A 13,384-nucleotide genomic window follows, 5' to 3' on the forward strand; every position below is an offset into this window, starting at 1 on the left:
CTGAGCAATACTAATGACCCGAAAGTTTACTTGTTAGTGGATGTATATTTTTCTGATGTTTCCGGTGTAATGTCAAAACGGCGAGGTAGCTCAGCTGGTTAGAGCGCATGATTCATAATCATGAGGTCGGCGGTTCAAGCCCGCCTCTCGCTACCAACGCAAGATTACTGAACAAGTGTGTTCATGGTACGTAGTCGTGAATTGAAAAATATTAAAAGGTGTCTATAACCTGGGGGATCCACCTCTATCCATTCCGAACAGAGAAGTTAAGCCCCAGCGTGCCGATGGTACTGCCTTCCGGTGGGAGAGTAGGTCGATGCCGAATTAGTGAAGCGAGTTGCAGTGATGCGACTCGCTTTTTGTTTTGGATATGGAATAAAGAGTAGAAACGGATGCAGATATTATTATCTTGTGCTAAGGATATGACGATAAGGCCGGAGATTGTGACCGGGATATTAACGGAGCCACGATTTCAGCAAGAAGCCAACCGCCATGCCTTGCAATTGGCTTCTTTCACAGCCGAGGAGTTGGGTAAGGCATTGAAATGTAATGCACGGTTGGCAGTACTGAATAAATTGCGTTATCTTTCTTTTTTTGATTCGGAGGGAAGTGGGGCGGCTGTATTGTCGTATAATGGAGTGGCTTACCGTTATCTGAGGGCCTGGGAATTTACGGAATCAGATTTTGTTTATGCCAATAGTCATTTGTGGATTTGTTCTTTTTTATATGGTTTGTTGCGGCCAATGGACCGTATTAAAAATTATCGTCTGGAGGGAAGTGTAAAATTACCGGATGATGATGCCCGAAATCTGTTTGATTTTTGGAAACCTTTGTTGACGGATGTATTGATTGATTCTGTGAAACAGGATGACGGTTGTTTGGTGCATCTTGCTACCGAAGAAATGACCCGTTTGTTTGATTGGGCGCGTGTGAAGCGGGAAGTAAAAGTGATAGAACCCCGGTTTTTTATTCGTCAGGGGGAAAAACAGAAGACGGTAGTTGTGTATGCTAAAATGTGCCGTGGGGCTATGACTCGCTATATTCTTCAAAACCGCTTGACCTTGGCGGAGGAATTGACTGCTTTTTCTTTTGAAGGGTTTGATTATGAATCTCCAACTATCCAGGGAAATCCTGAAATATTGCGGTTCGTGTTGTCGGTGTAGAAGGTATTATCCCATCTGGTTGATTAGTTCCAGTTTTTCTTTATTGATGATTCGGATTTTTTTGCCTTCTAATTCGACTATTCCTTCGGTAGCAAAAGATGAAAGGGTCCGGATAGCATTGGCAGTTGTCATGTTGGATAAGTTCGCCAGGTCTTCGCGGGTCAGGCATACTTTTAAAGTGCAATTATCCTCTTCATAGCCGTAGGTCTCTTTTAAAACCAATAACGCTTCTGCTAATCGTCCCCGAATATGCTTTTGGGTCAGGGTGACTGTCCGCCGATTGGAAAAACCGAGGTCGGTAGCCAATGCCCGGATGATACTCATAGCCAGTTCAGGGGTGGTACGGACGATATTCATTATCAGGTCTGTTTGAATACGACAGACGATAGAATCTTCCAGCGCTTCGGCAGAGGCTATATGTATTTCTTCTGCAAAGAAAGCACGGTAGCCGATGAAACCGACAGGTTTGGCCATGCGTACGATTTGCTGTCTTCCTCCGATACCTTCTTTGTATATTTTTATTTTTCCGGAGAGCAAACAGTGAAGTCCGGCGGGCATATCTCCTTCCTGGTATATGGCTTCACCTTTTCGGTACAGGGTACAAACCGAGGTTTTCAATATTTCTTGCTTTTCTTCGGGTTTCAGTTCCGAGAATAGGGAATGAGGATGGTTTATACAGTGTTGACACCACTTGTCATGTTGTTCTTTGTCAGTAATGATAGTCATTTTAAAAAGGGTATTTTCTGCCAGTTCCAAAGGATTTTTTGCTTATTTTGATGATTGGCGGACATTGGGCACGTTTATAATCGTTTTGATAGAGTAACCGGATTATTTTGCGGACTGTCTCTTGCGGATAGCCCTGAGCTATGATTTTTTCCGGGGTCTCATTTTCTTCTATAAATCGTTTTAGGATTGCGTCCAGCTGATCGTATTCCGGCAAAGAGTCCTGGTCTTTCTGTCCGGGGCGTAATTCAGCGGAGGGGGCTTTGGAAATTGTATGTTGGGGGATGATTTCTTTTTCGCGGTTCAGATATGCAGCCAGTTCATAGACTTCTGTTTTATAAAGGTCTCCGATGACTCCTAATGAGCCGCATAAATCACCGTAAAGTGTTCCGTAGCCTACTGCGGCTTCACTTTTATTGGAAGTATTCAAGGCAATATAGCCGAATTTATTAGAGGTGGCCATTACCAGCATACCCCGTATTCTGGCCTGAATATTTTCTTCTGCTACATTGAAGGGATGATTTTGAAATAGAGGATGTAGATTCTTGAGGTATTGTTCATATATTTCTCCGATGGGGATAATTTCATGGGGGATATTCAGGTTTCGGGCCAAGGCTTTTGCATCTGTAACGGAATGGTCTGAGGAAAAATGGGAGGGCATTAATAAACCCATAATGTTTTCAGATCCGAGGGCTTCTGTTGCAAGAGCCGCGACAACGGCGGAATCAATACCTCCGGAAAGTCCCAGTATAGCTTTGCTGAAACCGTGTTTCCGGAAATAGTCTTTGATGCCAAAGACAAGAGCCTGGTGTATTAAGGCTATCTTATTTTCCGGGCGGTGGGGAAGGGCTGGAAGATTTCCGGTTTTGTTGGTGTCTATGATTTGAAAATCCTCTTCAAATCCCGCCAGTTGGTAGACGATTTTACCTTGGTGGGTACTGAAGAATGAATTGCCGTCGAATAAAACAGAGGTATAACTGCCGCAATGATTTAAGGCGATGATATTTTTGCCGTATTTTCGGGCAAGGGCTGTTACTGTCTGTTTTTTAGTTTGCAAACTATCCTGGGTAAAAGGAGTCATTCCTAAGAAAATAACGAAACTATCCTTGTTTTCAATATATTCTGCTTCATATTCATCGAAAATGATACGGATATTTTGATTTTTATAGCGGATTGGTGTGTTATCTTCTCCTGCGATAAAATATCTGCTTTCATTGAAAATGTCGTAATCGCTTAATATATTTTTATGTACACCATCCACAACTTCCCCGTTTTGGATAAAATAGGCGGAGTTGTACATGATGCCATTGGTGGAGTCTAAGTTGGGGGCGCCGACAATAGCAGCTATACGGGTACAGTGGCTGGCTATTTTTTCAATGGCCATGCGGCTTTCTGTGATAAAATCTTCCTGTTCCAGGAAATCTTGCGGAAGAGCTCCGCACACAGCTAATTCCGGAAATACAATTAATTCCGCTTTGTTTTGTTGGGCCTTGTGAATGGCTGAAATTATTTTTTCGCTGTTGCCAGCGATGTCACCTGCTTTATAATTGAGTTGAGGTAGTGCTATTTGCATGATTTTTACTTTTCATTTTCATTCTGAAATTTTGAATTTCAGTTATCTTTGCTGTAAAAATACACTTTTAGAATGAAATTAGTAAAGATTTTGGCGAAGTTTATTGTTACTGGTTTGATAGGAAGCTTCATGTTGGGGGGGTGTAAAGATAGGAAAGTACCTGATGTGAGTTCTTTGTTGCAACCGGTAGAGATTGGACGTTTGGATATGGAATTATTTCGTTTGGATACGCTTTTGCCGGATGTGCTGGTTTTGAAAAATAAATATGGACGTTATTGGGATGCCTATACCGCGGGGGTGTTGAATTTAGGTACGGTGGCGGATTCAGATTTTATGAATGTGTTTCCCTTGTTTATAAAGGATAGAGTGATGAGAGAAGTGGCGGATTCGGTGGCTCTTGCCTTTCCGGATATGAAAGACCAGGAGGAGGAATTGAGCCTCGCTTTTGCCTATTATGCCTATTATTTCCCGGGGTATCTGATTCCTCGGGTGTATACCCATATTTCCGGATTTAATCAGTCTGTTATTGTTGATAGTGCTATTGTTGGGATAGGATTGGATAATTACCTGGGGGAGCATTGTATTTTTTACAATATGCTGGCTGTGCCTGTTCCGGTGTATGCAAGAAAGAAAATGACCGGGGATGATATCGTGCGGGATGTCTTGTCGGGGTGGATATGTTCGGAGTTTCCATTCCGTCCGGTGAAAAATGATTTGATTAGCGGAATGATTTATCAGGGGAAAGTTGCTTATTTGTTGGAAAAATTATTTCCGTTGCGTGCTGTTCATTGGTTATTGGGATTTACTCCGGAACAGGAAAAATGGTGTGAGGATAATGAAAGTCAGATCTGGGGCTTTTTAATTGAAAACAATTATCTGTTTACTACCCAGCAGAAAGTGGTCATGAAATATTTGAATGATGCTCCTTACACTTCCGGAATGCCATTGGAGTCTCCCGGAAAGACGGTGGTCTGGACTGGTTTTCAGATTGTAAGAAAATATATGGAAAAAGAACCGGGTGGAATGGAGGAATTGATGAAAGAACAGGATTACCATAAGATATTGCGGGTCTCGGGATATAGGCCTTAGGAAAATGAAAGAAATAAAATGGAGACAGTAAAAAAAGAAGTCAGGAAACAGATTCGGGAATTGAAAAAAAGGTTCTCTTCGGAGGAAAAGAAGAGAATGTCTGAATCGGTATGGGCGAAAGTGGAACAGGATGAATATTTTCGGGAGGCCCGGATTGTACTTGCTTATTGGTCTATGGAAGACGAGGTGTTTACACACGATTTTATCTGTAAATGGGCCGGACGGAAGACGATACTATTACCTTGTGTGCGGGGTGAGGAATTGGATATCCGTTATTTTGAAGGAACAGACCGACTTTGTCCGGGAGAAGGTTTTGCAATACCGGAGCCTGTAGGAAATCTTTTTACGAATCTGGAGCAGATAGACTTGATGATTGTGCCGGGGGTTGCTTTTGACCTTCAGGGGAACCGGTTGGGGCGCGGTAAAGGATATTACGATAAAATCTTATCCCGGACAAAGGCTTATAAAGTGGGTGTGTGTTTTGATTTTCAGCTTATTGCCCAGGTGCCGGTTGAAGAACATGATGTAAGGATGGACCAGGTTGTGTGGAGCGGAAAACCGGATAAAAAAGCGGAGCCTCTTTCCTGAGAGACTCCGTTTTATTTTTCACGCTATGGTTATTAAGCTTGTTTGATTGCTTCAACCGGACATTGTGCAGCACAAGTACCGCAATCAGTGCAAGTGTTAGCATCAATTTCATAGTGATCAGCCCCCATTGAAATAGCACCTACCGGGCATTCTCCTTCGCATGAACCGCAACAAATACAGTCATCAGATATTACGTAAGCCATTTTTTATAGTTTTATTGATTAATAATATGCGAAATTAAAACCAATATTTGAAAGAAAAAAACTTTTACCTGATTTTTGTATGATTCCAAGATGAATTTTTGCAGAAGGGAAGTGGATGTGTTGGAGGTGTTAAATTTATTTTGTACCTTTGCCCGGCAAAATTACGGGGGATTGTTAAAATCGTGTGATGGGGAAGCAGGTTGGCTTAGATCCCCGGAGTGAAAACCTGTTTTTGAGTAACACAAAAATAATTTGTTATGCAAGTATTTGAATTAAAGGGAGAATTAAGAAGTGATTTAGGTAAAAAAGCTACAGCAGCATTGAGAGCTCAGGGAAAAATTCCTTGTGTACTTTACGGAGGTCAGGAGAATGTGCATTTTGCTGTAGTAGAGAAGGATTTACAGAAATTATTGTATACTCCTATTGTTTATATTGTTAAGTTGCACCTTGCTGGTAAAGAATATGAGGCAGTAATGCGTGAGCTGCAATTCCACCCGGTTAGTGACCGTATTTTACATCTGGATTTTTATCAAATTTCCGATAATAAACCGGTTGTCATGGAGGTGCCTGTGAAATTGCAGGGATTTGCTGAAGGTGTGCAAGCTGGTGGTAAGTTGTCTTTGGTTGTTCGTAAATTGAAGGTGAAAGCTGTGCCTGCTAATTTGCCAGGTGAGATAGTTCTGGATGTGACCAACCTGGGATTAGGCAAATCCATCAAAGTGAAAGATTTGTCTTTCGAGAAGTTTGAAATCGTTAATGCTAAAGAAGTGGTCATTGCACAGGTTAAATTGACACGTGCTGCCCGTGCGGCTGCTCAAGAAGCAAAATAATTGAAAAATTATGAAGTATCTTATTGTTGGGTTAGGAAATATCGGCCCGGAATATCAGGATACGCGGCATAATATTGGATTTAGTGTGTTGGACGCCTTTGCTAAGGCGTCCAATGCTGTTTTTGAAGAGCAACGTTATGGAGCGGTTTGTGAAGTGAAGGTGAAAGGCAGAACGTTGGTCTTACTGAAGCCGAATACTTATATGAATCTTAGTGGGAAGGCTGTGAATTATTGGCTGCAGAAAGAGAAAGTAGCTTTGGAGAATTTACTGGTGGTAGTGGATGATTTGGCATTGCCTTTCGGGACCTTACGCTTGAGGGGACAAGGTAGTGACGGTGGGCATAACGGTTTAAAAAATATCAATGCTTTGTTGGGCAGTAATGCTTATGCTCGTTTGCGTTACGGGATAGGAAATGATTTCCTGAGAGGTCAGCAGGTAGATTATGTGCTCGGAACCTGGACGGAGGATGAAGGAAAGGAATTGCCGGAGTTACTGAAAAGGGGGGGCGAAATTATTACCTGTTTTGTATTGCAGGGAATTGCACGGACAATGAATGTTTTTAATACCAGTAAAAAGTAGCAGAATAGAAAAATCCTGACGATGGAAGAAGAGAAAATCCGGATAGACAAATGGTTGTGGGCGGTGAGAATTTTTAAGACCCGTTCTTTGGCTGCGGAAGAGTGTGCTAAAGGGCATGTGACTATCGGGGAGGTTCATGTGAAAGCTTCGCGGGAATTGAAAGGGGGGGAGATCGTAAAGGTAAGGATGTCGCCGATAGAGAGGCATTATTTAGTAAAACAATTGACCGGGAAGCGAATGTCGGCTCAATTGGCAGTTCAGTTTGTAGAGGATGTTACTCCTCCCGAAGCTTTAGCATTGTTGAATGCCGTAAAGGTATATGGTTTCGAGTCGAGAGCACGGGGATTAGGACGTCCGACAAAACGGGATCGCCGGATGATTGACAGACTGAAAAGTGGAGAAGGGGATGATGAATGAATTTGCGGTTGTAAATTATAGTTATTGTGTTAATTGCCAGAGAGAAAAAAAAGAGTAATATTGCCGAGTATATTTTATATATGTGGCAAGTGGAGGATATGCTTCGGGCGTTGGGATTGGATATGAAGCAGGTTGAGCGTCATATTGTTGCCCGGTTTGAAGCGGACGAAGAAACCGGGCGTGAGATTCATGATTGGTATGATAATCTGATTGCTATCATGAAGCAAGAAAAAGTGGAAACAAAGGGACATATCCAGGCTTTGAAGAATACGGTGAATGAATTGACGGAATTGCATTTTTTTCTGTTGCATCAGGGACATGACCGTCGTTATCAACAATTGGTCACTCTGGCTGCCGGGAATCTGGTTGAGTTCAGGCGTAAAGCTGGTGTGGATGATTCGGTATCTGATGTGGAATTGGCCTTGAATGCTCTGTATGGAAATCTGATGTTGCGTTTACAGAAAAAAGAAATACATCCGGAAACGGCCACGGCAATGGAATCTTTCAGTAAAATGATTGCCTATCTGGCAGCCGCTTACAAGCAGATGGAAGAAAAAGAAAATAAATTTTAAGAATGTGCTAATTAAAATCTGTTTCTATGAAAGCAATCTTTACCTTATGGTGTGTTATCGCTATCGGCTTACAGCTGAAAGCAGAAGAAAGTAAAAAGATTTATGAGAAAAAATTCCCTAAGGAAGATCTGGAGGAACTGGTACTTTCCAATAACTACGGGAAGATAGAAATAGTTCAAACCGAAGGAGAAGAGATTGAAGCATGGGTGGAAATGAAAGTTGTGGCGAAATCCGGAGTGAAAGCAGAGGAAACGCTGGAATTGATTGAGGTGTTGGAAACGCGTACCGGACGCCATCTGAACTTAGAAACCCGTTTTGGTAAGGATATGGCTATAAAGCAATTTTTGACGGGAATAAGCGTCAGTGTGTTTTATAAGATTCATTTACCTAAGGGTGTAAAATTGCGTTTGATTAGTTCCAATGGAAATGTTTATTTGGGAAATTATGAAGGGGAGTTGAATGCTGATATAAAGGACGGGGATTTTAAAGCTGCGATCCTAAAAGGTGGAGAGGTTTATGTAAAACAGGAGAGGGGAAATTTCACTGTAGAAGGAGTCAAGAATCTGAACGGAGATTTTAAAAACTGTGTATTGGAAGTGGAATCGGGGGATGATGTACGTTTGGTGACAAACGGTTGTGAGGGACATTTGGAGTCAATAGACCGGCTAAATATACGTTCGAACGGAGGAACAATGAAAATAGGAGATGTGGAAGAAATAAACGGAAGTTCTTCTTTCACTAAATACGAGGTATTGGATTTGGGTAATATTTTGGATTTGGATATGAAAATGGGAGAAATAAATGTCAGGAATATCCAGTTGCTGTTTTCTGAGGTCCGTATAAAAGGGTCTTTTACCAAAGTGGGACTGACTTTTTCTCCAGATGCCGGGTATCATCTGGAGTTGAAACGCAATAAGTCACTGAAAGTGGATTTGCCTCACAATATGAGATTGGAGGAACGTCCTACTACAGAAAGAAATATGACTGTTGGAACTAAATTTACAGGAAATCCCAAATATTCCGGTAAGGTTTTTCTGGAACTTTCGAATGGAAATCTTTTTATTCAATAGTTATTTCTCCGGATTTGACAAAATGCATCGTAAAACCCGTCTGCTTGCAGACGGGTTTATATTTGATATAAAAATATTTTCTTACTCTTCATTGAGTGTTTTCCATAACATGTCTTTCAGTTCTGTGATGCCTGTTCCGGCAACTGATGAGATAAAGACATAAGGAATATCGGGTAAATCTTTTTCTAATTCGGCTATTAGCTCTTTGTCCAGAAAATCACATTTAGAGATAGCCAATATTCTTTTTTTGTCCAGTAATTCCAGATTGTATTGTTTAAGCTCGTTGAGCAGGATGTTGTATTCCTGACGGATATTTTCACTATCGGCCGGAACTAAGAACAGAAGGATTGAATTTCGTTCGATGTGGCGCAGGAAACGGATGCCTAGACCTTTTCCCAAATGGGCACCCTCAATAATTCCGGGAATATCCGCCATGACAAACGAACGGTTGTCTCTGTAATTGACAATACCAAGGTTGGGAACTAAAGTGGTAAAAGGATAGTTGGCTATTTCCGGTTTTGCAGCCGAAACAACAGAAAGGAGAGTTGATTTACCGGAGTTGGGGAAACCCACTAATCCGACGTCAGCCAATACTTTTAATTCCATAATAATGGCTCGTTCGACCCGAGGTTCGCCCGGTTGGGCGTAACGAGGCGTCTGATTGGTTGCCGATTTGAAGTTCCAGTTTCCCAGTCCTCCTCTTCCTCCTTTTACCAGGATACGAGTTTCTCCGTCTTCTGTAATTTCACATATTGTTTCTCCGGTTTCGGCATCCCGGGCTACTGTACCAAGGGGAACTTCAATAATCACATCTTCTCCGTCTGCACCACTACTTCTGTTTTCACTACCGTTTTCTCCGTCTCCTGCAAATACGTGTCTTTTGTATTTGAGGTGAATCAGTGTCCAGTAGTTCCGGTTTCCACGGATAAGTACATGTCCTCCTCTTCCCCCGTCACCTCCGTCCGGTCCTCCTTTAATGGTCCGTTTGTCCCGGTGCAGATGGGCGGAACCTTTTCCTCCTGCACCACTGCGACAGAAGGTTTTTATATAATCAACAAAATTTGTAGAAGCCATTTTTTAATTTAGCATATAAATGATTATCTTTTCAGGTATTCAAAATATAAAGATCCGGATAATTTCTGCCGAGGCCGTCGTAATCAAGACCTCTTCCTACGACAAAATCATTTTCCAGTTCAATTCCGCTGTAATCGATAGGTACCTGGCATATAGCGGCTTTGGGTTTGTGAAAAAGAGTGGCAACAACCACCCGCCGGGGATTTTTAGTCGCCAGATAATTCAGTAAATGACTCATGGATCTACCAGAATCAATAATATCTTCGAGGATAACGACAGTCCGGTTTTTAATTTCTTCTTTCAGTCCGATCAATTCTTTTACTTCTCCGGAAGAACAGGTTCCTGCATAGGAAGCCACTTTTATAAAGCTGATTTGTGTTCCCGGAATGGTGATTTGTTTTATTAAATCGGAGGTAAACATGAAAGAGCCGTTCAGAATACTTAAAAATAGAGGAGCTTCTTTGTTTAAATCTTTGTTCATGCGCTCTGCCATGTTTGCGATGACCTGGTCAATTTTTTCCGCGCAGATAAAAGGGCGGAATTCTTTGTCATGTAATATGATATTTTTCATATCGGTAGCTAAGTTTGCTTACATTTTTATTTTGACAAAAATAATATTTTTGAGGCATATATGTCGTGTCGAAACGGATTATATTTACTTTTGCAAAAAGTAAATATATGAATTTTAGCTTATCAAAACCAATAGAATAATGAAGCCAAGAGTAAGTATAATTATGGGAAGTACTTCCGATTTAGTAATAATGGAGAAAGCTGCTAAGGTGTTGGATGATATGGAGATACCCTTTGAGATGAATGCTTTGTCTGCTCATCGGACACCAGCGGAAGTAGAACAATTTGCTACGCATGCGGCCTCGCGGGGAATTGAAGTAATTATTGCCGGGGCCGGGATGGCTGCCCATTTACCCGGAGTGATTGCGGCTATGACTCCGGTTCCTGTCATAGGAGTGCCTATCAGTGCTTCTTTGGATGGAATGGACGCTTTGTTAGCCATAGCACAGATGCCTCCGGGAATACCTGTCGCAACGGTGGCTATAAACGGGGCGATGAATGCCGGCATCCTTGCTGTACAGATTCTGGCAGTCGGAGACCAGAAGTTGAAAGATAAGATGGAGGAGTTTAAGTTTTCCCTGAAGAATAAAATTGTAGAGGCTAACAAACAGTTGGCTGAGGTAAAGTATAAGTTTAAAATGAACTGATTGTTTTTTCTTCGGAATGAAGGCCTGAAAAGTTTTCGCTTTTCAGGCCTTTTTGTTGGATTGTGTGTGGAAGAATTTGTTTTTTTCTCTTTTTTTCGTATATTTGAAATATAGGTTATCTGTGTATGTTATTGTAACGGGATGAATGGAGTAATTATGTTTGCTTTCTGAGTGTGCGAAATCCGGCCTTTCAGCAGGCATTTAGCTATGAAAATGTAATGAATTTCAAGAAAGTATATGTGTTATTACTTTCATTTAGCTTTGTGCTGCAGGTCATTGCTCAATCTGTCCCGGACATCGGAGAATTACTCGAAAGCAATGATATTGAAAGTTCTGCCGAGGGGTATGACGAAATGGTGAATACTCTTTTGGAATTGTATGCATCCCCCTTGAATATTAATACTGCTGACTTTGATTCTTTAAAGCGGCTTTTCTTTCTTTCGGACGGTCAGATTGACCAGATATTAGGTTACCGTAAAAAGTACGGAGGTTTTTTCCATGTAAATGAATTGTTATGGGTGCCGGGAGTCGGTAAACGGGATTTGAATAATTTGTTACCCTTTATAACTACAGGACAAAGGACAGCGCAAGAAAAACTGGGAATATTGAAAAAGCGGACCAGGCATGAATTGTTGGTTAAAGTAAAGACAAGTTTTCCCATTCAGGAGGGATATAAAGTTTATAGCCTTCATGATTTTGAAAAAAAGAAAGACTACGAGCGTAAGGTGGTCAGTCGTTTTCAGGGGCCGCCCCTTGGAACCTTAATGAAGTATAAAATGAATTATGCTCATTTTCTCCAGGCAGGATTTACCTTGGAAAATGATGCAGGGGAAGGATATTTTACCCGAAGTCAAAGGATGGGATTTGATTTTCTGTCGGCTCATGTTTGTTTGACGGGGCAGCATTTATTTCGTCGTGTCATATTGGGAGATTATCGCATTCAGTGGGGACAGGGATTGGTTGCCTGGGGTGGATTTGCTTCCGGGAAATCGGATATGGCAGTAGGAAATGAAAAATCCGCAAGAGGTTTTTCACCTTATACTTCTACGGATGAGAATCGTTTTATGAGGGGGGTGGCTATGTCACTGGATGTTTTGCCCGGTTTTTCAGCAGATTTGTTTTTTTCCAGAAAGAAGACAGATGGAAATCTTACTGTTGCAGATACCTTGTCGGAGGAAGACTGGCTGGCTGTGTCTCTTTATGAATCCGGTTATCACAGGAATCAGAAGGAGTGCGATAAAAAACATACGTTAAAGGAGATGGCTGCCGGAGTTTCTATCGGTTGGAATACTGCTTATTTTAAGGTTGGGCTGAATGGATTGTATTATGATTTTTCTCCCAACTTAATTCCTGGGGAGCGAATTTATCAAAGGTATAATGATACTGGTAAGGGGCGTTACCTATGGAGCTTGGATTATAAAACCTCATGGCGGGGGATTTACCTTTTCGGAGAGACAGCTTTTAGTGATTGTGGAGCGTTGGCTACGGTGAACGGTTTACGGGGAGGCGGAGCTTATCTGTCGGGATGCGTGCTTTACCGGCGTTACGACAAACGGTATATTTCTCATTATGCTTCCGGATTCGGGGAATATTCCAATACTTCCAATGAGGAAGGTGTGTATTGCGGAATAGATGTGGTTCCTGTAAAGAATTTGAAAGTGAATGTATATTACGACTGGTTTCGGCATTTTGCTCCCCGCTATTTGGCTGTAATAACCGGTTCCGGATGGGAATTATTGGCTCAGGCAGATTATCGTCATGGTAATTTCGGTCATCAATGGCGGTATAAGAGGGAATGTCGACCTGAGGATGTGAAGGGGCAAGAATCGGTTTTGCGAACAAAAAACGAATACAGATACCAGATGTCTTTAAAGTGGTATAAGACGTTAGAATTTCGCACCCGTTTCAGTATGATGCAGTATCATAAAGCCCAGCAGCGCGATCTGGGATATATGGTGTATCAGGATGTCATTTGTGTTTTTCCGGCAACAGACCTGAAAATGCAGTATAGGGTGGGATGGTTTAATACCGATTCTTATCAGTCCCGTATTTATGCTTATGAGAATAATGTTTTGTATGGTTATTCTTTTCCTGCTTTTATGGGAGAGGGATGGAGAACTTATCTCAATTTGAGCTGGAAGCCTGTTGCCTGCCTCACCTGTTATTTGAAAGCCGGATTTACCATTTATCCGAAGCAGGGAACCATCAGTTCGGGTGTGTCCGAAGTTGATAATAACAAGTTATATGACCTTACTTTTCAACTCCGTCTGAAGATTTGAGAGTGC

Annotated in this window: 15 protein-coding genes, 1 tRNA gene and 1 rRNA gene; 12 read left to right on the forward strand and 5 right to left on the reverse strand. The window is 41.8% G+C overall.

What is annotated here, in order from left to right:
• Window positions 1-79 precede the first annotated feature (79 nt).
• The 3 genes from D1136_RS10280 to D1136_RS10290 all read left to right on the forward strand — a co-directional run bounded on the left by D1136_RS10280 (window position 80) and on the right by D1136_RS10290 (window position 1,163).
• Window positions 80-156, forward strand: a tRNA-Met gene (locus D1136_RS10280).
• Window positions 157-214: 58 nt separating this feature from the next.
• Window positions 215-325: ribosomal RNA gene (gene rrf, locus D1136_RS10285) — 5S ribosomal RNA — on the forward strand.
• A 67-nt stretch (window positions 326-392) separates the two neighbouring features.
• Window positions 393-1,163, forward strand: a complete 771-nt coding sequence (locus D1136_RS10290; RefSeq protein ID WP_161877541.1) for a YaaA family protein — start codon at window positions 393-395, stop codon at window positions 1,161-1,163.
• A 6-nt stretch (window positions 1,164-1,169) separates the two neighbouring features.
• Here the strand turns inward: D1136_RS10290 and D1136_RS10295 are convergent, their stop codons facing one another.
• Together D1136_RS10295 and D1136_RS10300 are read right to left on the reverse strand one after the other, a co-directional pair.
• A complete protein-coding gene (locus D1136_RS10295; RefSeq protein ID WP_161877542.1) occupies window positions 1,170-1,889 on the reverse strand; it encodes a Crp/Fnr family transcriptional regulator in 720 nt (239 codons plus the stop codon).
• Window position 1,890: 1 nt separating this feature from the next.
• A complete protein-coding gene (locus D1136_RS10300) occupies window positions 1,891-3,459 on the reverse strand; it encodes an NAD+ synthase (RefSeq protein WP_161877543.1) in 1,569 nt (522 codons plus the stop codon).
• 72 nt (window positions 3,460-3,531) lie between these two features.
• On the opposite strand from D1136_RS10300, the gene D1136_RS10305 reads away from it, so the two are divergent.
• Entirely contained in the window at window positions 3,532-4,548 is a 1,017-nt protein-coding gene (locus tag D1136_RS10305; protein ID WP_161877544.1) for a hypothetical protein, read from the forward strand.
• An 18-nt stretch (window positions 4,549-4,566) separates the two neighbouring features.
• Window positions 4,567-5,136, forward strand: coding sequence for a 5-formyltetrahydrofolate cyclo-ligase (locus D1136_RS10310; protein WP_161877545.1), 570 nt, complete (start codon window positions 4,567-4,569; stop codon window positions 5,134-5,136).
• Window positions 5,137-5,168: 32 nt separating this feature from the next.
• Here the strand turns inward: D1136_RS10310 and D1136_RS10315 are convergent, their stop codons facing one another.
• On the reverse strand, window positions 5,169-5,339 hold the full coding sequence (locus tag D1136_RS10315; RefSeq protein WP_161877546.1) for a DUF362 domain-containing protein: 171 nt from the start codon (window positions 5,337-5,339) through the stop codon (window positions 5,169-5,171).
• 257 nt (window positions 5,340-5,596) lie between these two features.
• On the opposite strand from D1136_RS10315, the gene D1136_RS10320 reads away from it, so the two are divergent.
• Genes D1136_RS10320 through D1136_RS10340 form a run of 5 tightly spaced genes read left to right on the forward strand, consistent with a single transcriptional unit; the run spans window position 5,597 to window position 8,808 of the window.
• The gene (locus tag D1136_RS10320; RefSeq protein WP_161877547.1) at window positions 5,597-6,169 is read left to right on the forward strand and encodes a 50S ribosomal protein L25/general stress protein Ctc; all 573 of its coding nucleotides are present in this window, start codon (window positions 5,597-5,599) and stop codon (window positions 6,167-6,169) included.
• Window positions 6,170-6,179: 10 nt separating this feature from the next.
• Window positions 6,180-6,749: an aminoacyl-tRNA hydrolase gene (gene pth / locus D1136_RS10325; RefSeq protein WP_161877548.1), complete on the forward strand. Its 570-nt coding sequence runs from the start codon at window positions 6,180-6,182 to the stop codon at window positions 6,747-6,749.
• Window positions 6,750-6,770: 21 nt separating this feature from the next.
• Window positions 6,771-7,166 (forward strand): RNA-binding S4 domain-containing protein, encoded by a 396-nt coding sequence (locus tag D1136_RS10330; protein WP_161877549.1) that lies wholly within the window; start codon window positions 6,771-6,773, stop codon window positions 7,164-7,166.
• 26 nt (window positions 7,167-7,192) lie between these two features.
• Complete coding sequence (locus D1136_RS10335; RefSeq protein WP_161877550.1) at window positions 7,193-7,738, forward strand: DUF4924 family protein; 546 nt, start codon at window positions 7,193-7,195, stop codon at window positions 7,736-7,738.
• Between the two features lie 26 nt (window positions 7,739-7,764).
• A complete protein-coding gene (locus tag D1136_RS10340) occupies window positions 7,765-8,808 on the forward strand; it encodes a hypothetical protein (RefSeq protein ID WP_161877551.1) in 1,044 nt (347 codons plus the stop codon).
• An 81-nt stretch (window positions 8,809-8,889) separates the two neighbouring features.
• On the opposite strand, the gene obgE is transcribed toward D1136_RS10340, so the two are convergent.
• Both obgE and D1136_RS10350 read right to left on the reverse strand, forming a co-directional pair.
• Window positions 8,890-9,882 (reverse strand): GTPase ObgE, encoded by a 993-nt coding sequence (obgE, locus tag D1136_RS10345; protein WP_161877552.1) that lies wholly within the window; start codon window positions 9,880-9,882, stop codon window positions 8,890-8,892.
• Window positions 9,883-9,913: 31 nt separating this feature from the next.
• On the reverse strand, window positions 9,914-10,453 hold the full coding sequence (locus D1136_RS10350) for a phosphoribosyltransferase (protein WP_161877553.1): 540 nt from the start codon (window positions 10,451-10,453) through the stop codon (window positions 9,914-9,916).
• Window positions 10,454-10,592: 139 nt separating this feature from the next.
• On the opposite strand from D1136_RS10350, the gene purE reads away from it, so the two are divergent.
• Both purE and D1136_RS10360 read left to right on the forward strand, forming a co-directional pair.
• Entirely contained in the window at window positions 10,593-11,099 is a 507-nt protein-coding gene (gene purE / locus D1136_RS10355; RefSeq protein WP_161877554.1) for a 5-(carboxyamino)imidazole ribonucleotide mutase, read from the forward strand.
• Window positions 11,100-11,317: 218 nt separating this feature from the next.
• The gene (locus D1136_RS10360) at window positions 11,318-13,378 is read left to right on the forward strand and encodes a helix-hairpin-helix domain-containing protein (protein ID WP_161877555.1); all 2,061 of its coding nucleotides are present in this window, start codon (window positions 11,318-11,320) and stop codon (window positions 13,376-13,378) included.
• Window positions 13,379-13,384: the final 6 nt, after the last annotated feature.

Origin of the sequence: Odoribacter sp. Z80 (assembly GCF_009935865.1) — a bacterium.
Classification (GTDB): domain Bacteria; phylum Bacteroidota; class Bacteroidia; order Bacteroidales; family Marinifilaceae; genus Odoribacter.

What these genes read in the sequence shown, in the direction of transcription:
- D1136_RS10290 (WP_161877541.1), top strand. Translation starts at nt 393, where the DNA reads ATGCAGATATTATTATCTTGTGCTAAGGATATGACGATAAGGCCGGAG.
- D1136_RS10295 (WP_161877542.1), bottom strand. Translation starts at nt 1,889, where the DNA reads ATGACTATCATTACTGACAAAGAACAACATGACAAGTGGTGTCAACAC.
- D1136_RS10300 (WP_161877543.1), bottom strand. Translation starts at nt 3,459, where the DNA reads ATGCAAATAGCACTACCTCAACTCAATTATAAAGCAGGTGACATCGCT.
- D1136_RS10305 (WP_161877544.1), top strand. Translation starts at nt 3,532, where the DNA reads ATGAAATTAGTAAAGATTTTGGCGAAGTTTATTGTTACTGGTTTGATA.
- D1136_RS10310 (WP_161877545.1), top strand. Translation starts at nt 4,567, where the DNA reads ATGGAGACAGTAAAAAAAGAAGTCAGGAAACAGATTCGGGAATTGAAA.
- D1136_RS10315 (WP_161877546.1), bottom strand. Translation starts at nt 5,339, where the DNA reads ATGGCTTACGTAATATCTGATGACTGTATTTGTTGCGGTTCATGCGAA.
- D1136_RS10320 (WP_161877547.1), top strand. Translation starts at nt 5,597, where the DNA reads ATGCAAGTATTTGAATTAAAGGGAGAATTAAGAAGTGATTTAGGTAAA.
- pth (WP_161877548.1), top strand. Translation starts at nt 6,180, where the DNA reads ATGAAGTATCTTATTGTTGGGTTAGGAAATATCGGCCCGGAATATCAG.
- D1136_RS10330 (WP_161877549.1), top strand. Translation starts at nt 6,771, where the DNA reads ATGGAAGAAGAGAAAATCCGGATAGACAAATGGTTGTGGGCGGTGAGA.
- D1136_RS10340 (WP_161877551.1), top strand. Translation starts at nt 7,765, where the DNA reads ATGAAAGCAATCTTTACCTTATGGTGTGTTATCGCTATCGGCTTACAG.
- obgE (WP_161877552.1), bottom strand. Translation starts at nt 9,882, where the DNA reads ATGGCTTCTACAAATTTTGTTGATTATATAAAAACCTTCTGTCGCAGT.
- D1136_RS10350 (WP_161877553.1), bottom strand. Translation starts at nt 10,453, where the DNA reads ATGAAAAATATCATATTACATGACAAAGAATTCCGCCCTTTTATCTGC.
- purE (WP_161877554.1), top strand. Translation starts at nt 10,593, where the DNA reads ATGAAGCCAAGAGTAAGTATAATTATGGGAAGTACTTCCGATTTAGTA.
- D1136_RS10360 (WP_161877555.1), top strand. Translation starts at nt 11,318, where the DNA reads ATGAATTTCAAGAAAGTATATGTGTTATTACTTTCATTTAGCTTTGTG.